Annotated in this window: 16 protein-coding genes; 3 read left to right on the forward strand and 13 right to left on the reverse strand. The window is 59.5% G+C overall.

Annotated features, from left to right (window positions below):
- Positions 1–83: 83 nt before the first annotated feature.
- Positions 84–380, reverse strand: coding sequence for a DUF3509 domain-containing protein (locus BLS87_RS12460; RefSeq protein WP_074752794.1), 297 nt, complete (start codon positions 378–380; stop codon positions 84–86).
- 176 nt (positions 381–556) lie between these two features.
- Positions 557–745, reverse strand: a complete 189-nt coding sequence (locus BLS87_RS12465; protein ID WP_074752795.1) for a hypothetical protein — start codon at positions 743–745, stop codon at positions 557–559.
- 110 nt (positions 746–855) lie between these two features.
- Here BLS87_RS12465 and BLS87_RS12470 point away from each other — a divergent pair, with 110 nt between their 5' ends.
- Entirely contained in the window at positions 856–1,515 is a 660-nt protein-coding gene (locus BLS87_RS12470; protein WP_074752796.1) for a response regulator, read from the forward strand.
- Here BLS87_RS12470 and BLS87_RS12475 read toward each other — a convergent pair.
- The 11 genes from BLS87_RS12475 to ffh form a co-directional block, all read right to left on the reverse strand.
- The gene (locus BLS87_RS12475) at positions 1,484–2,740 is read right to left on the reverse strand and encodes an EAL domain-containing response regulator (RefSeq protein WP_074752797.1); all 1,257 of its coding nucleotides are present in this window, start codon (positions 2,738–2,740) and stop codon (positions 1,484–1,486) included. The genes BLS87_RS12470 and BLS87_RS12475 overlap by 32 nt on opposite strands.
- 88 nt (positions 2,741–2,828) lie before the next feature.
- Positions 2,829–6,452, reverse strand: a complete 3,624-nt coding sequence (locus tag BLS87_RS12480) for an ATP-binding protein (RefSeq protein WP_083370668.1) — start codon at positions 6,450–6,452, stop codon at positions 2,829–2,831.
- A 121-nt stretch (positions 6,453–6,573) separates the two neighbouring features.
- The gene (gene thrC, locus BLS87_RS12485) at positions 6,574–7,983 is read right to left on the reverse strand and encodes a threonine synthase (protein ID WP_062383361.1); all 1,410 of its coding nucleotides are present in this window, start codon (positions 7,981–7,983) and stop codon (positions 6,574–6,576) included.
- A gap of 149 nt (positions 7,984–8,132) precedes the next feature.
- Positions 8,133–9,437 carry a homoserine dehydrogenase gene (locus tag BLS87_RS12490; RefSeq protein ID WP_074752798.1) on the reverse strand — a complete coding sequence of 435 codons (1,305 nt, stop codon included), beginning with the start codon at positions 9,435–9,437 and terminating at the stop codon, positions 8,133–8,135.
- A gap of 135 nt (positions 9,438–9,572) precedes the next feature.
- Positions 9,573–10,313, reverse strand: a complete 741-nt coding sequence (dsbC, locus tag BLS87_RS12495; protein WP_074752799.1) for a bifunctional protein-disulfide isomerase/oxidoreductase DsbC — start codon at positions 10,311–10,313, stop codon at positions 9,573–9,575.
- A gap of 166 nt (positions 10,314–10,479) precedes the next feature.
- On the reverse strand, positions 10,480–11,376 hold the full coding sequence (gene xerD / locus BLS87_RS12500; protein WP_074752871.1) for a site-specific tyrosine recombinase XerD: 897 nt from the start codon (positions 11,374–11,376) through the stop codon (positions 10,480–10,482).
- A gap of 259 nt (positions 11,377–11,635) precedes the next feature.
- Entirely contained in the window at positions 11,636–11,986 is a 351-nt protein-coding gene (gene rplS, locus BLS87_RS12505) for a 50S ribosomal protein L19 (RefSeq protein WP_008018567.1), read from the reverse strand.
- Between the two features lie 43 nt (positions 11,987–12,029).
- Positions 12,030–12,782: a tRNA (guanosine(37)-N1)-methyltransferase TrmD gene (trmD, locus tag BLS87_RS12510; RefSeq protein ID WP_062383373.1), complete on the reverse strand. Its 753-nt coding sequence runs from the start codon at positions 12,780–12,782 to the stop codon at positions 12,030–12,032.
- A 3-nt stretch (positions 12,783–12,785) separates the two neighbouring features.
- Entirely contained in the window at positions 12,786–13,322 is a 537-nt protein-coding gene (gene rimM / locus BLS87_RS12515) for a ribosome maturation factor RimM (RefSeq protein WP_062383376.1), read from the reverse strand.
- Between the two features lie 5 nt (positions 13,323–13,327).
- Entirely contained in the window at positions 13,328–13,579 is a 252-nt protein-coding gene (gene rpsP, locus BLS87_RS12520) for a 30S ribosomal protein S16 (RefSeq protein WP_003185073.1), read from the reverse strand.
- A 247-nt stretch (positions 13,580–13,826) separates the two neighbouring features.
- Positions 13,827–15,203 carry a signal recognition particle protein gene (gene ffh, locus BLS87_RS12525; RefSeq protein WP_074752800.1) on the reverse strand — a complete coding sequence of 459 codons (1,377 nt, stop codon included), beginning with the start codon at positions 15,201–15,203 and terminating at the stop codon, positions 13,827–13,829.
- Positions 15,204–15,444: 241 nt separating this feature from the next.
- On the opposite strand from ffh, the gene BLS87_RS12530 reads away from it, so the two are divergent.
- Positions 15,445–16,257: a cytochrome C assembly family protein gene (locus tag BLS87_RS12530; protein WP_074752801.1), complete on the forward strand. Its 813-nt coding sequence runs from the start codon at positions 15,445–15,447 to the stop codon at positions 16,255–16,257.
- Between the two features lie 12 nt (positions 16,258–16,269).
- On the forward strand, positions 16,270–17,508 hold the full coding sequence (locus BLS87_RS12535) for a transporter associated domain-containing protein (RefSeq protein ID WP_074752802.1): 1,239 nt from the start codon (positions 16,270–16,272) through the stop codon (positions 17,506–17,508).
- The last annotated feature ends 68 nt before the right edge of the window (positions 17,509–17,576 follow it).

Raw genomic sequence — 17,576 nt, forward strand, 5'->3', positions numbered from 1 at the left:
CAAGCAACATAAACACCGGAGCACAATGCCTGCGCCTGCCGTAACTGATAGGAGCCTACTGAATCGATAAGGTTCCCCGCGGCTCAGACAAAAGCCCGACCTGCAGTGAAATTGTTGACCTGTGTCGCATTTCGCATGGCCGCGATCACACAGGGTTCAATTCGCCCTTCGGCAACCATCAGATCACGGTGAAGCCCGTCGACCACATCCGTCAGTTGGCGCTTGTCACACAACTGCGCAGCGGAATACATGCGTTCGATCACAATCGCACCGGCTGCATTTCTCAGCGTCACCAGACGCTCGCCATTTACACCCGCAGCGCCCAGGCTTGCCTGATACGGTGCCAGTGCTTCGCTTAGCAGTAAGCTGATATTTTCCATCCGGATCACCACTCAACAGTTTGAATGCAAAGGTGCTTATCAATGACCATCGGCGGAACCGGAAAGTTCTTTTGTGCCGTGAGTTGGGTGATTGCTGCAACCTGGTCACTGGAGCATGCCTGCCGGATGTGACAGAAAGAATTCAGTATCCTGACGCCCGGAGCAGAGCCTTCAGCTCATCCCAAGACCGCGACGAATACCGATGACGGCTGATTGACTTCGTCGTTCTGGATGTGGCGATAACGACCAATGGCCTGACGAACCGAATACCGGCAAGGCGTGATACGCGCCACATAATCGGTGATCAGCGCTGTAGAAGAGACTTGCTCTTCCCGACATATCGGGTGTTCCTTGCACATGCGCATCGACAACTCCTGCAACAAGACGACTGGCCTTGATTCTCGGCCGGAACCGTCTACAGGCATTTAGGACGCGTCCGAAAATCAATCTGGCCGGACTCAGAGGAATCGCCACGATGGCTACCGACAATCGACCGTTGCGCATCATCCTGGCGGACGATCACCCAATATTCCTGATTGGTCTGAAGGTGGTGATCGAGCAGAACGAGCGCGCCAGGGTGATCGCTCAAGCCAGTGCCCCGGACGAACTGCTGGCAAAACTCCGCGAGCACCCCTGCGACCTGCTGGTGACCGACTTCATGATGCCGGTTCAGGATCAGAATGACGGATTGCGGTTGCTTGAGCGGATTCGACGCGAGTACCCGGCGCTGCCGATCATCGTGGTGACCATGCTCAACCATGCAGGGCTGTTTCGCTCGATGCTCGCGTTGAAGATCCAGGGGCTGCTCAGCAAGGCAAGCATGGCCGACGAGCTGCCTGCGGCGATCAACAGTGTCAGCCATGGCAAATCGTTCGTTGCCGATTCCGTCCAGCGCAGCCTGCTGGAAGCAGCGGATTACGGTCCCGACACGCTGGTCGCCCTGCAGGACCTCTCGCCTCGGGAGCTGGAGGTCATCCGCTTGCTCGCCGCCGGTAAATCGGTCGGGGCCATCGCCGCGCAGCTCAACCGCAGCAAACAGACCGTCAGCGCCCAGAAAGTCAGCGCCATGCGCAAGTTGGGGTTGGCCAACGATGCGGCCTTGTTCATTTACGTGCAGGAGCACGGTCTGGTCTGACCGTGTCGAACGGCAGGACCCGCTCAGGATTGCGCTCAAGCACCTGGAGCCAGTTCAGAAAGTCGGCCTCCGGCATCGGTCTGGCAATGAAATAGCCCTGTATAACGGGGTGACCGAGCATCAACAGCGCCTCATAGTCGTCGGCGGTTTCTACGCCCTCGACCACCACATCCAGCGCCATCTTCTGGGCCATGAACAACGCCCCGCCGACGATCGCCGCTTTACGTCGGTCGTCGGCAAGGCCGCGCACGAACTCCGCCGGAATCTTCAACTCGCTGAACGGCAACTCAAGCAAACGCTGGATGTTCGACGCGCCCGTTCCGAAATCGTCGATGGAAAGACGGCAGCCCGCCATGCGCAGTCTGAGCAGGTTTTCGAACTGAACCACCGCCAATTGCCGGGCTGATTGTTCGATGACTTCCAGCGTCAACATCTGGGGCCTGACGGGAAACCGCTCCAGCAGCACCAGCAAGCGCGGCACGAAATCCGGCTGATCCAGCAGCGCGGGCGGAATGTTCACCGCCACCGGCAGCGCCCGACCATGGGAAAGCAATCGCTGATGAGACAGGCTGAGCGCCAGCTCAAGCATGTGCCACGTCAGCGCACCCATCAGCCCGGCGCTTTCAACCATCGGGAGAAAACGGCCCGGCATCAACAACCCGTGCTCTGGATGATCCCAGCGGGCCAGCAGTTCAACCCCCGCCAATGCCCCGTCGAGACTCACCTTGGGCTGAAAATGGGCGATCCATTGGGAGGCGTAATCGTGGGCGGGATCGAGCGCACTCAAGGCGGGCGCCTCGGACGGAGCCAAGGGTGTCACCACCTGCGCCGCACCCGACTGACCCAGCAGCCATTTGCTGAGCAACCCGCCAATGGCGGCCACCGATGCCGGCTTGCGCATGATCCCAAGCACGTTGATGCCTTGCTGCCGTGCAAGCTGTGCCGCGCTGTCGAGCACCGTGTCTTCAGCACTGCTGAGAATGATGACCGCGCGCGCCATACCGGACGCTGCAAGGTGCCCGATCAGCGACAGGCCGTCCTGCCCCTCCATTTGCAAGTCACAGATCGCGATGTCCACCGGCCCACGAAGCTGGAGCGAACGCTGCGCGGCCTCGACGCAGTCCGCCGTGAGCACGTCGAACACCTGATTGGCGTTGAGCATCTGGTGCAACGCCATCATCTGGAAAGGATTGTCTTCGAGTATCAGAACCTTGAGCGAATGCACACGCTGGACCCTCTTGCAGTCGAGGCCCTTTTCGGCCCCGGTATCTGCACTCTAAAGAGCCCGCCATCTGACCCCCATAGGACACGTCCTAAAGTGCAGGCACCTCGACCAGATGGTCCTGAAGTTCGTCGAGCAATGCGTCCATGCAGGCGTTCAGGGTCTGCCAGGCAACCTCGATTCTGGCGCCGCGTTGCTCACGCACGTCGCTGTCCATCTGCGCACACGCCTTGGCAAGCGGCACCGCATCGATCAGACAGGCCACGCCCTTGAGGCGATGCAGGCTCGCGCTGAGGGCCTGCCAGTCATGTGCGGCCACCGCAGGCACCAGCAGATCGTGTTCCTGTCGCAGGTTTTTCCAGAGTTCAGCCAGCATGCGCTGGATCTGCACCTCGTTGGCCTGCGTCATGTGATGCAATACCTGAATGTCGAATGCTCGCTCTTCTTTCTCTGCGGGCATCACGACGTCTTCGAGCTTTTGCGCCAATTGCGCCAACGAGACCGGCTTGACCAGCAGCGCATCCATGCCTGCCGTTTCACACCGGTCGCGTTCCTCGTGCATCGCGTTGGCGGTGCAGCCAATGATCGGGCGCTCGCGTAGACGATCCCGTTGCTCAAGGCTTCGAATGGCCCGGGTCAGCTCATAACCGTCCATGCCTGGCATGTTGCAATCGGTGATCAGCACATCGAAGCTTCCGTCGCGCCACGCCGCAAAAGCCGCTTCGCCGCTGTCGACGGCCGTCACCCGATGCCCTAGCAGCTCCAGTTGCCCTGTCAGCACCAGGCGATTGGCAGAAAGGTCATCAGCCACCAGAACGTTCAGACTCGTTTCCGAGCGTTGCGAGTGCACGGGCGGTTGCTCCGGTAGGGCCAGCACATCCGCCGGTTTGACCGGAAGCTCAACGTTGACCCGCGTCCCCTCTCCCACCGCGCTGATGACCGTGATCCGGCCGCCCATCAGGTCGACCAGTTGTTTGCAAATACTCAGCCCCAGCCCACTGCCACCCAACAAGCCGGCGGCCTGATCATCGCCCTGACTGAATGGCTGGAACAACTGCGCTTGCTGCTCCCGGCCCATCCCTGAACCGGTGTCGGCAATTTCGATATGCAGCCCTGGTTGATCAGTCTCGCAACCGCGCGTCACCGTGACCGAGACCGACCCTTGGGCAGTGAACTTCAGCGCGTTGCCAATCAGGTTGTGCAGGATCTGTCGCACGCGCAGCGGGTCGATGAAGTAAGCGTGTTCGACATCAGGCGCAATCTTGAGGGTAAGCGACAGGTTATTTTCCTGCGCACGAACCCTGAACAGCTGATAGACGTCCTCCAGAAATGGCCGCAGTATCGTTGCGACCGTCGACAGCTGCAGCCGACCTGATTCAATCTTTGCCAGATCAAGGCTTTCGCCGATCAACTCAACCAACTCAACGGCTGCACGGTGCGCGACGTCCAGTCCCTCGGCAGGTGGCTCACCGCGCAGCTTGCGGTGTTCACGTTCCAGCTCCAGCAGGCCGATGATGGCGCCCATGGGCGTGCGAATGTCATGGCTCATCGTCGCCAGAAACGCACTTTTCGCGCGGTTTGCCTGCTCGGCTTGTTGCTGCGCCAGGGTCAACTCGCGCTCCAGTCGCTTGCGTTCGGTGATGTCGATCCAGCCGCCGAGCAGTCCCTGAAGCTGACCATCGGCGCTGTAAAACGGCACCGTCCACTGCCACGCCTCAATGTGCTTGCCAGCCAGCAGCATGCTGCGATCAGCGAACACAGGGGTCTGGGTCTGCAGCAGCGTCATGTAGTCAGCGTGCATGCGTTCGGCGCTGTCGCGGGGAATCAGGTCTACGTCGATCAACCGACGGCCATTCATTTGTTCGTAGCTGATACCGAAGCTTTCCTCATAGCTGCGGTTGCAGGAGATCAGACGCCCCGTGAGGTCACGGACGTAAATAGGGTTGGGAATGCCGTCGAGCAACGCCCGCTTGAATGCCAGCTGGTCGCTGAGTTGCTCTTCCGCGCGCAGACGCTGGCGAATCTGAAATTTGAGACGGCTGCTCCAGGTCAGCGACACCAGGCCCAGCAACAATGCAACGGCCAGCGTCCAGTACACCCACCCCGGAATACGTTGCCACAGCGAGGGTTGAGAAATCACCGCGCCGAGCCATTTCAACCGGATGGCGCGCATTTCCGCGACCGGAAACTCGTCGAGCGCCTTGTTCAGAATGCTCAACAACTCCGGTTGGGTCTTGATGACCGAGAAGCGGTCCGGGGACCATTTGCCTTCGACACTGCGTCCGACCTTCAAACGGCCCGGCGGGTACAACCAGGCCCCTGCCTCATTCTGAATGGTCGCATCGGCCTGCCCGGTTTCCACCAGCCTGCGGGCATCGTCGTAGGTCGGCACCAGACGCAATTGAATATCGGGGTAGTGGGATTGAATAAACTCCAGCAACGCGTGACGCGCCGGCAACGCCAGGACCTTGCCAGCCATCTGCGCAAGGTTGATCTCTGACGAGCGATCCGAACGGACCACGTAGACCCAATTGTTGCCGCCAAACGCGTAAGTGAAATCGAGAAAGGCGCGGCGGTTGGGGCTCTCGGCGAGCGTGGTGTTCATGTCCGCCGTCCCTGCAGTCAGCGCCTCCAGCGCAGCCTGGGTCGACGGCATGACCTGATGGACGAACTTGAGCCCGGTCATGCGGGCGATGCGATTGAGCACGTCGATATTCAAACCGACCCAATCGCCGCGGTTGTCCGTGTAGATGTAGGGCGGGTGTTGCGTGGAGGCGATGATGACCTGCGGGTGATTGCGCACCCACAACTGCTCGGCAGTACTGAGGTGAATCCGTTGCTGGGCAACGTCAGCACCCAGTCCGGTTGTCCATCGGCCTTGAATCTCACGGTCGACCGACTCTCCCAGCTCGGCGAGCGAGCGATTGAACAGGGCGAGCAGCCTTGACTCATCCTGCCGCATGGCGAACGCGAAACCGGTGGGCGGCAGCAGGCTCTCGAACTTGATCTGCAGCCCTTGGTAAGGCCGCTGCGCGTTGTACGCTCGAACGATCACTTCGTTGCCAATGAATGCGTCAACGTCGCCATGTGACAACGCCTCCATCGCGCTGTACAGCGTGGGTGCCAGCACGATGTCGCTGTCCGGATACACACGGTGCAGCACCTGCGCATCGGCGTATCCATCCAACAAGGCCAGCCGTTTTCCCTTCAGCGAAACCGTCAGGCTGGCGTCGTTGCCCCGCCCTACCACCACGGCCCGGTCCGGCAGGTAGTCGTGGGTGAATGCCAGCCCCTCGACCCCGCGCTCGTACCCGTTGCCGCTGGTCAGCAGATCAATGTCACCGGCCAGCAACGCAGCAACCGCCTGCTCGCGCTTGGCGAATCCCGAAACCCGGACCGGTATCCCGAGCTTGGCACTGACCAGGCTCAGATAATCCGCGCTCACCCCTTGATAACGATTGCGATCACTCGTGATGTCGATGGGTTCGTAATCGGCGATCGCAATGCCGACCCTCAATACCTTGTGCTCGTGCAGCCATTGCCGGTCAGCAGGATCGAGTGCCAGCGCTGGCTGGCTCAAGAAGGGGGTGCCGAGCACAAACGGCAGGTTCTGTGCCGCATGGCCCTTCACACTCCAGACACACGCCAGCGACAACAAGACGCACAGCGCATATCGAAGGAATCGGGTCTTGATGAGCACCACTGAAGCGCTCATGTTCATGGGTTCTACCGCCACTGGATTGTCCGTGAAATTCAGAAATACCTTGCAAGTGTGGCACGCAGAAATGAGAAGGCCCGCTGGAGAGCGGGCCTGAAGTTGTTACAGGGAGAAACCGTTAGAGCGGTTTACCCCGGTTACCGTGCTGGCTTACGAACGCCTGCATGGCTTTGAGGTCATTCGGCAGCACTGTGCAGCGCTCGTCGCGCTCGAACAAATCAGACAAATGTGCAGGCAGCTCTAGCGCTTTTCCTACGCCCGCTTTCTGCACGGCTTCCGGGAATTTGACCGGGTGGGCGGTTCCCAGAATCACCATCGGCGTGTCCAGGCTGCGACGGCAATCGCGCGCGGCTTTCACGCCGATCGCCGTGTGTGGATCCAGCAACTCACCGGTGCTGGCAAAGACTTCGGCGATGGTTTCGCAGGTTTGTTCGTCACTGACGGCCAGCGAATCGAACAGTTTGCGGGTTTCGGTCCAGCGGTCCTCTTCAACACTGAAACCGCCGCCTTGCTTGAAGCTGTCCATCAGCGCGGCAATCGCCGAACCGTTGCGGCCGTGCATGTCGAACAGCAGACGTTCGAAGTTCGACGACACCATGATGTCCATCGACGGCGACAGCGTGGCGTGCAGGGTTTCCTTGACGTACTGATTGCCGCTCATGAAGCGGTGCAGGATGTCGTTGCGATTAGTGGCGACGATCAACTGGCTGATGGGCAGGCCCATGTTGCGTGCCAGATAACCCGCGAAGATGTCGCCGAAGTTGCCGGTTGGTACCGAGAATGCCACCGAACGCGCCGGGCCGCCCAACTGCAGGGATGCGTGGAAGTAGTAGACGATCTGGGCCATGATCCGCGCCCAGTTGATCGAGTTCACCGCGACCAGACGCGTGCCTTTGAGGAAGCTCTGGTCAGCGAAACTGTTCTTGACCATCTCCTGGCAGTCGTCGAAGTTGCCTTCGATGGCGATGTTGTGGATGTTGTCGCCGAAGATCGTGGTCATCTGGCGGCGCTGAACGTCCGACACACGATTGTTCGGGTGCAGGATGAAGATGTCGACGTTGTCGCAGCGACGGCAACCTTCGATGGCGGCAGAACCGGTGTCGCCGGAGGTGGCGCCGATGATCACGACGCGTTCACCGCGTTTTTCCAGCACATAGTCCAGCAGACGACCCAGCAGTTGCAGGGCGAAATCCTTGAACGCCAGCGTCGGGCCGTGGAACAACTCCATCACCCATTCGTTGCCGTTCAACTGACGCAGCGGCGCGACCGCGCTGTGCGCAAACACGCCATAGGTCTCTTCGAGGATTTTCTTGAAATCCGCATCCGGAATGCTGCCGGTGACGAACGGGCGCATCACGCGGAATGCGAGCTCGTGGTAAGGCAGGCCAGCCCAGGAAGCGATCTCTTCCTGAGTGAAACGCGGCAGGTTTTCCGGAACATACAAACCGCCATCGCTGGCGAGGCCGGCGAGCAGCACGTCTTCGAAATTCAGGGCCGGTGCCTGGCCACGGGTACTGATGTAGCGCATAAGTCAAACCTTCGGTTTGGGCCGCAAGCTTCAAGTGCCAAGCTGCAAGTCAAAGCGGTCCGCCTTTTTACCTGCAGCTCGCGGCTCGAAGCTCACCGCGATGTGATTGTGCTCTGACTTGCAGCAAGCCGCTTGGGGCTTTTCGCTGCTTAGTTGAGATGCTCGACGCGGATACGAACAACCGGTCCAGCCACGTCCTGCAAGGCTTCCAGCGCCTGGATCGCATCGTTCATGCGCTGCTCGACCACACGGTGGGTCAACAGAATCATCGGCACCAGGCCGTCATGCTCTTCGACTTCCTTCTGCATGATCGACTCGATGTTGATGCCACGCTCGGACAGGATGCTCGCCACCTGGGCCAGAACGCCTGGATGGTCTTTGGCCTGAATGCGCAGGTAGTACGCACTCTCGCAGGCTTCGATTGGGAGAATCGGATGAGCCGACAGCGAGTCAGGCTGAAACGCCAGATGCGGAACACGGTTTTCCGGGTCAGTGGTCAGCGCACGAACGACGTCGACCAGGTCAGCGACCACGGACGATGCAGTCGGCTCCATGCCGGCGCCAGCGCCGTAGAACAAGGTCGAGCCGGCCGCGTCGCCATTGACCATCACAGCGTTCATCACGCCGTTGACGTTGGCGATCAGACGGTCAGCCGGGATCAGGGTCGGGTGCACGCGCAGTTCGATGCCGGCGGCGGTGCTGCGAGCCACGCCCAGGTGCTTGATGCGATAGCCCAGCGCCTCGGCGTAGTTGACGTCAGCGGTGGTGAGCTTGGTGATGCCTTCGGTATACGCCTTGTCGAACTGCAACGGAATACCGAAGGCAATCGACGCCAGAATGGTCAGCTTGTGCGCGGCATCGATGCCTTCGACGTCGAAGGTCGGATCGGCTTCGGCGTAACCCAGCGCCTGGGCTTCGGCCAGGACGTCGGGGAAGGTGCGACCCTTCTCGCGCATCTCGGTCAGGATGAAGTTACCGGTGCCGTTGATGATGCCCGCGACCCAGTTGATACGGTTGGCCGACAGGCCTTCACGAATCGCCTTGATCACCGGGATGCCGCCCGCCACTGCCGCTTCGAACGCAACAATGACGCCCTTCTCACGGGCCTTGGCGAAGATTTCGTTACCGTGAACAGCGATCAGCGCCTTGTTGGCGGTGACCACGTGCTTGCCATTCTCGATGGCTTTGAGCACCAGTTCGCGGGCGACGGTATAGCCACCGATCAGTTCGATGACGATGTCGATTTCAGGGTTGCTGGCCACGTCAAATACGTCGGTCGTGGTCGGTGTACCGGTAATCTGGCAATTGGGGTTGGGTGTACGCACAGCGATCTGCGCCACTTCGATTCCACGCCCGGCACGGCGGGCAATCTCCTCGGCGTTACGCTTTAGCACATTGAAGGTACCGCCACCGACAGTACCCAGCCCACAGATGCCTACTTTGACCGGTTTCACTATGAACTCCCCATAAAACGGCCGACGCGAGGCCGGCCGTGAAAACAGCCGCAGTGAATTGCGGCTCGCTATTGATGAAGCACCGGCAGATCCGCCGCTTCAATGTTCGTCGCAGGCAGCCCGCGACGAACAGGATTACTTGGCGCTGAGTGCCAGTTTGGCGACTTGCGGCGCTGGCTGGTAGCCCGGAATCACCTGACCGTCAGCCAGGACGATGGCTGGCGTACCGTTCACGCCAATCGACTGACCAATCTCGAATTGCTTGGTCACCGGGTTGGCGCACTTCGGTGCCTCGATGTTCTTGCCATCGACCATGCGGTCCATGGCGGCGCGACGATCCTTGGAGCACCACACGGCCTGCAGTTGTTCGTCACCCGGCGAGCCCAGGCCCTGACGCGGGAACGCGACGTAACGCACTTCGATGCCACGCTTGTTCAGCTCCGGCACTTCGCCATGCAGTTTGTGGCAGTACGGGCAGGTCGTGTCGGTGAACACGGTGATGTGCGACTTGGTCTCGCCAACGGCCGGGTACACGACCATTTCTGCGGCCGGAATGCCATTGATCGTCTTGGAAATCGCCTGGCGTTCGACTTTTTCGGTCAGGTTGACCGGCTTGCCGCCCTGAATCTGGTACAGGTTGCCTTGCATCACGAACTGACCGTCGGCGCTGGCGTAGAGCACGCGGCCGCCCTTCAGGTTGACTTCGTACAGGCCATTGAGCGGACTGCTGGAAATGCTTTCGACAGGAATCTCCAGGTTCAGGGTTTCCAGGGTCTTGCGAATCGCCTTGTCAGACGCCTCATCGGCGTGGGCAAACAGGCTGAAAGTGCTGGCCAGCGCTACAACGGCAGCACCGATAATACGAGTCACGCGCATGAAAACTCCTCGGGCGGTGGGCAGACGGGCGGGAATGAAAACGGCGGACGCGGACGCACCGGCAAGTTTTCGGAGCTCCAATCTGCGAAACCGGCAAAGCCTATCACATAAGGCCCGCAACACCGACGCCGACTGATGTAAGACACGTCGTAAATTACGGTCGCCCCTACCCTCGGGGGTGGTGTTTGGCGTGCAGGTCCTGCAGCCTCGCGCGCGCCACATGGGTGTAGATCTGCGTGGTGGACAGATCGCTGTGCCCGAGAAGCATCTGCACCACGCGAAGATCGGCGCCATGGTTAAGCAGGTGAGTGGCGAACGCATGACGCAACGTGTGCGGCGACAGTGATTTGCCGATGCCCGCCACCTTGGCCTGAAGCTTGATTCGGTGCCAGAACGTCTGTCGGGTCATCTGTTCGCCACGCAAGCTGGGAAACAGCACATCGCTGGGGCGGCCGCCGAGTATTTCCTGCCGCGCGTCCCGCATATAACGCTCGACCCAGACGATGGCTTCCTCGCCCATCGGCACCAATCGCTCCTTGCTGCCCTTGCCCATGACTCGCAGCACACCTTGCCGCAGGTTGACCTGTTCCAGCGTCAGGCTGACCAGTTCGGTCACCCGCAGACCGCAGGCGTAAAGCACTTCCAGCATGGCCCGGTCCCGCTGACCAATGGCCTCGCTCAAGTCCGGCGCGGCGAGCAGCGCCTCGACGTCGGCCTCGGACAGCGATTTGGGCAAAGGTTTGCCCAGTTGCGGCATGTCCACCTGCAAGGTGGGATCGACCGAGATCAGCTTTTCCCGCAGCAGGTAACGATAGAAACCCCGCACGCCGGAGAGGAATCGTGCACTCGAACGCGCTTTGTAACCGTTATCGACGCGCCAGGCCAAGTGATCGAAGATCGCGCCCCGCCCGACCGCCATCAGGTCAATACCCCTTTCCTGCAACCAGCCGTTGAACAACGTCAGATCGCTACGGTAGGCATCGCGGGTGTTGTCCGAGAGTCCTTTTTCCAGCCACAGGGCGTCGAGGAAGCGGTCGATCATGGGATGGTCTAAGGCGGGCATGGTTTCGGCTTGAGCGGAGGAAAACGAGGGGCAGTCTTTCATATAAGCAAGCGCGGTACAAAAACCATCAGGCATGCACAGCAACCGTGGGAGCGGATTTACCCGCGATGCGAGGGTGTGAGCGATGTGAATGCAGTGTTTATAACGGCCTCTCGCGATTAACTTCGCTCCCACGATTTTGTGAGAACCGGGATTGGCTTTTCTTCAGGCAACAAAAAAGCAGCCCGTAGGCTGCTTTTTCCTGCATCGGAGACTGGGATTAAACCAGTTTTTCCTTGATGCGAGCTGCTTTACCGGACAGGTCACGCAGGTAGTACAGTTTGGCCTTGCGAACGTCACCGCGACGTTTCACAGCCATGCTGTCGATTTGCGGGCTGTAGGTCTGGAAAGTACGCTCAACGCCAACACCGTTGGAGATTTTACGAACAGTGAAAGCACTGTTCACACCACGGTTACGCTTGGCGATAACAACGCCTTCGAACGCTTGCAGACGCGAACGGTCGCCTTCCTTCACTTTCACCTGAACGACAATGGTGTCGCCTGGGGCAAAGGGAGGGATTTCTTTGGTCATCTGCTCTGCTTCGAGTGCAAGAATGATTTTGTTAGTCATGCTGTGCTCCTAAGGTAAATCAATCGGATTTACCATCGATACGTTAACTATCGTCCCGCTCGCGGAGGTATTCCGCCAGCAGCTTCTTCTCTTCTCCAGAAAGCGAGCGGCTTTCCAGAAGATCGGCGCGTCGTTCATAGGTCCGCCCAAGGGACTGCTGTAAACGCCAACGCCGGATGTGTGCGTGATTGCCACTTAGCAATACGTCGGGAACACGCTGATCCGCATACACCTCCGGTCGGGTGTAGTGCGGGCAATCCAGCAGACCATCCGTGAAGGAATCTTCCTCCGCGGAATCCACATGCCCTAAAGCTCCAGGCAGCAGTCGCGTAACCGCATCTATCAGGACCATGGCCGGCAGCTCACCGCCAGACAACACATAGTCTCCAATCGACCACTCTTCATCGACATGAGCATCAATAAAACGCTCGTCAATGCCTTCATAACGACCGGCAATCAGGATAAGTGCTTCTTCCTGCGCCAACTCGCGCACCGCAGACTGATCCAGCTTGCGGCCTTGTGGCGACAGGTAAATAACCTTCGCCGCGTCCCCGGCAGCTTGCCTGGCCTGAACCAGTGCATCTTCCAGAGGCTTGATCTTCATCACCATGCCAGGGCCACCGCCAAACGGGCGATCGTCCACAGTGTGATGCCGATCCGTGGTGTAGTCCCGCGGATTCCAACAAGTGAGCTGCAACAGCCCTTGTTTCACCGCACGGCTGGTAATGCCGTATTCGCTGATGGCGGAAAACATCTCGGGAAACAAACTGATGACTTCTATGCGCAGGCTAGCCATTGCTTAGAAATCCGCGTCCCAATCCACCTTCATCTCGCCTGCAACCAGATCGACGGCCAACACGCATTGCTCTGTGTAGGGCAACAAGCGTTCGCGATCATCCAGACTGCCTGCGCAGGGCTTGACCACCATTACATCGTTCGAGCCGGTTTCCAGAAGATGATCGATCTTCCCAAGCAATTGCCCAAGGTGGTCGATGACCTTCAAACCCACAAGCTGGTACCAGTAGTACTCGCCGTCGGTCAGTTCAGGGAACAGGTTGCGCGGCACGCAGATCTCATAACCCGCGAGAAGACGAGCTTCTTCACGATCATCAAGACCTTTGAGCTTCGCGACCAGGAACTTGTCGCTCCCGCGTCCACTGACCAGCTCAACCTGCTTCACATTGCCTTCGCGCTTGAGCGTCCAGGTTTTGTACTGCAACAGGTTTTCAGTCGGATCAGTAAAGGAATACACCTTCACTTCGCCGCGAACGCCATGAACAGAATAAATTTTGCCAACAACGATCAGGTCATCAGCAACAACTGGCGTCGCGTTCATATTGCTCAGGCCGCAGCCTTGGCAGATTCCTTCAACAACTGAGCAACGCGCTCAGAAGGTTGTGCACCAACGCTCAGCCAGTAGGCAACGCGCTCTTGGTTCACGGACAGACGGATTTCCTGACCACGGGCAACCGGGTTGAAGAAACCTACTTGTTCCTTGTGCGAACCGTCGCGTGGGTTACGGCTGTCGGTCACAGTCAGGTGGTAAAACGGGCGCTTTTTGGAGCCGCCAAGGGCAAGACGGATTGTTAGCATTGAACAAAGTTCCTGTAGTCGGTGCTGCAAATCTAAGATGCACAGCGGGCATGGGTGCCCGAAAGGCCGCATATTCTAAGGAATATCCGGACTTTTGCAAATGACTTTTTCCGGCGCACGCCGTCGGGCCATCAAGATTTGCAATGGAGCCGTCATCAACAACGGCCATTTAGCGCCTGCGCAAGCAGGCCAGTGGGACGGTTGTCCCAAAGAAGGACGCGCGAAAGAGACTCCCGCGCGGTGCAAATCACATCTTGGGCATGCCACCGCCGGGCAGCATTCCGCCCATGCCACGCATCATTTTGGCCATGCCGCCTTTGGTGGAAAACTTTTTCATCATCTTCTGCATCTGCTTGTGTTGCTTGATCAGACGCCCGATGTCCTGCACCTGAGTGCCGGAGCCCATGGCGATACGGCGTTTGCGCGAACCGCTGATCAGCTCAGGGTCGCGGCGCTCGGCCGGGGTCATGGAGTTGATGATGGCTTCCATCTGCTTGAACTGCTTCTCTGCCGCGCTCTGGGCGTTGCCCATTTGCGAAAGATTGACGCCGCCCATGGTCGGCAGCTTGTCCATGAGGCCGCCGAGGCCGCCCATGTTTTTCATCTGTTGCAGCTGATCGCGGAAGTCTTCGAGGTCGAAGCCTTTGCCCTTCTTCAGCTTTTTGGCCAGTTTGTCGGCCTTGTCCTTGTCGAGGGTCTGCTCGGCCTGTTCGATCAGGCTGAGCACGTCACCCATGCCGAGGATGCGCGAGGCAATACGGTCAGGGTGGAAAGGCTCCAGAGCGTCGCTCTTCTCGCCCATACCGATGAACTTGATCGGCTTGCCGGTAATGGCGCGAACCGACAGCGCAGCACCGCCTCGTGCGTCACCATCGACCTTGGTCAGGATCACACCGGTCAGCGGCAGCGCGTCGCCGAAGGCCTTGGCCGTGTTGGCGGCGTCCTGGCCGGTCATGGCGTCAACCACGAACAGTGTTTCAGCCGGCTTGACCGCCGCGTGCAGCGCCTGGATCTCGCCCATCATCTCGGCGTCAATGTGCAGACGGCCGGCGGTGTCGAGGATCACGACATCGATGAATTTGAGTTTGGCTTCTTTAATGGCAGCTTCGGCGATCGCCACCGGCTTCTGGCTGATGTCGGACGGGAAGAACGTCACGCCGATGTCGTTGGCCAGGGTTTCCAGCTGCTTGATGGCCGCAGGACGATACACGTCCGCCGACACCACCATCACGGTTTTCTTTTTGCGCTCTTTGAGGAATTTCGCCAGCTTGCCCGCAGTGGTGGTCTTACCCGCACCCTGCAAACCCGCCATCAGGATGACCGCTGGCGGCGTGACGTTGAGGGTCAGCTCTTCGTTGGCGGCCCCCATCATCTCTTCCAGTTCGGCCTGGACGATCTTCACGAACGCCTGGCCCGGCGTCAGGCTGCGCGACACCTCGGTGCCGACGGCGCGTTCCTTGATGCGGTTGACGAAGTCTTTGACCACCGGCAAGGCGACGTCGGCTTCGAGCAGCGCCATACGCACTTCACGCAGAGTGTCCTTGATGTTGTCCTCGGTCAGCTTGGCCTTGCCGGTGACCTGGCGCAGCGTCTGCGAGAGACGATCTGTCAGATTTTCAAACATGCGTGATCCTTTGAGTTCGTCATGAACCCCAGTTGATGCGGCTCTGCCCCCCGATGCAGCGTCAAAACGCGATGCATTTATAGAGAAGGAGCAGCGCTCGACGAGCCTGTGGCTTGAGCAGGTCGCGGATTATAGCGAAGAGTCTGGCGCACGGACACCACGACGTCTGCTTCTGTGGTCTTTCGTGGACTGTCGGTTCTATGCCAAACTCAGCGGCTTTCGGGCACGCCCATCAGGATCTATGTTCCCCTTGTCACCGAGTTTGCTATTCAGCCTCGCCGCCGCCGTTCTCTACGCCGCTGCGACCCTCTATCAAGGTACTCGCCTGCGTCAGGGCAAAAAGGCCGATAAATGGCTGCTGTGCCTGATCGGCACCCTGGCTGTTGCCTGTCAGACCAGTGCGCTTTTCGGCCAGTTGGTGCGCCCGATCGGCCTGGGCCTGGACTTTTTCAGCGCCGCCAGCCTGATTGCCGTGGCGGTGATCATCGTGACCATGTTGGCGTGCATCCGCATTCCCGTGGAAATCCTGCTGATCCTGCTATTTCCGCTGGGTATCCTGACCACGCTGATGGCGCAGTTCGCACCGCCCGGCACGCTGCAGCCGATCGTCGCGGAGCAAGGCCTGATCGGGCACATCCTGCTGTCGATCCTGGCGTATGGCATGTTCACCATCGCCGTGTTCCAGGCGCTGCTGCTCCTGCTGCAGAACCATCAATTGAAGAACAAACACCCTTCCGGCCTGATCCGGAACTTCCCGCCGCTGCAAACCATGGAAAGCCTGCTGTTCGGTTTCCTGTGGGCCGGCTGGACCCTGCTTTCGATGTCGCTGATCTCCGGCTGGCTGTTCGTCGAGAACCTGTTTGCCCAGCACCTGGTGCACAAGACCTTGCTGTCGATCTTGGCGTGGATCGTGTTCAGTGTGCTGTTGTGGGGGCGCACGCGTCTGGGCTGGCGCGGCCACAAAGCCATTCGCTGGACCCTGGGCGGCTTTCTGCTGTTGATGCTGGCCTATTTCGGCAGCAAGCTCGTCCGCGAATACATCCTGCACATCTGACGGGCGCCGACCATGGATAACCTGCCCACCGGCACGATGCTTGCGCTGCTCGCCCTGCTCACCTTGTGGTCAGCGCTGTTCACGGCAGTCGAAGCGGCTCACCACAACCTGCGCGCCGTGCCGGTCAATCCGCGCTCGTCCGAGCCGCCCAAACCGACGCTGGCGTTCAACCTCAACAGTCTGATTCTGGGCAACACGCTGCTCAAGGTGTTGATCACCGTGCTGGCTACGCTGCTGGCCATCAGTCAGTGGTATTTCCATGGCCCACTGATTGCCTGGCTCGCGGTCGCCAGCGTGCTGGTCACCGTCACCGAATTCATTCCACGCAAACTGGCCGCACGTCGTCCCGAGGCGATCCTGCTGCTGGGCAACAATGTCCTGCGCATTCCCGTTCGCCTGCTGCGTCCGCTGACCTGGATTTACAAGAACATCGCCAAGCTGCTGTTGCGCCCGTTCCTGTCGAAACGCCGGCCAGACGACACCGACGATGACGACGACATGGGCCCCACGATCTATCAGGACAACGAAAGCCAGTTTGGTCGCGCGCACATCATTTCAGGGATTCATGCGCTGGACAGCATGAGCGTCAACGACATTCTCGTGCCGCGCAGTGAAGTGGACGGCATCAATCTGGATGACACCATTGAAGAGATCGCCGACAAGCTGATCATTTCGCGCCACACCCGTCTGCCGGTCTACCACAACGACATCAACCAGGTTGAAGGCGTGCTCAATACCCGCATGATCAGCCATCTGCTGCCGCGCGGGGAATTGACCAAAGAGGCGCTGAAAGCCGCCTGCTATGAACCTTACTTCGTGCCGGAAAGCACCCCGCTGCAGCTGCAACTGCTCAACTTCCACAAGCAGCAGCGACGCATGGGCGTCGTGGTCGACGAATACGGGGAAGTGCTGGGCATCGTCAGCCTGGAAGACATTCTCGAGGAGATCGTCGGCGAATTCGAAAGCGAGCAATCCCTCGACAATCCGCACATCCACCCACAGCCCGACGGGCGTCTGGTAGTGGATGGCGCGGCGTCGATTCGCGACCTGAACAAGACCCTCAGTTGGCACCTTCCTGCCGACGGCCCGAAAACCCTCAACGGACTGATCACCGAAGCGCTGGAAACCATTCCCGACAGCTCCGTGTGTTTGAAAATCGGCCCGTATCGGCTGGAAACCCTCGAAACCGAGGACAACCGCGTCACTCGTGTGCTCATGTGGCAGAACACCCGCACCAAAGACGTGATCTAAAGCGCGTTTGAAACACTTGTTTCCGCGCTGACGCCCTTCCTATAATCGAGCCGCTTACCCAGCCCCGC

The organism is Pseudomonas abietaniphila, assembly GCF_900100795.1.
Taxonomy (GTDB): domain Bacteria; phylum Pseudomonadota; class Gammaproteobacteria; order Pseudomonadales; family Pseudomonadaceae; genus Aquipseudomonas; species Aquipseudomonas abietaniphila.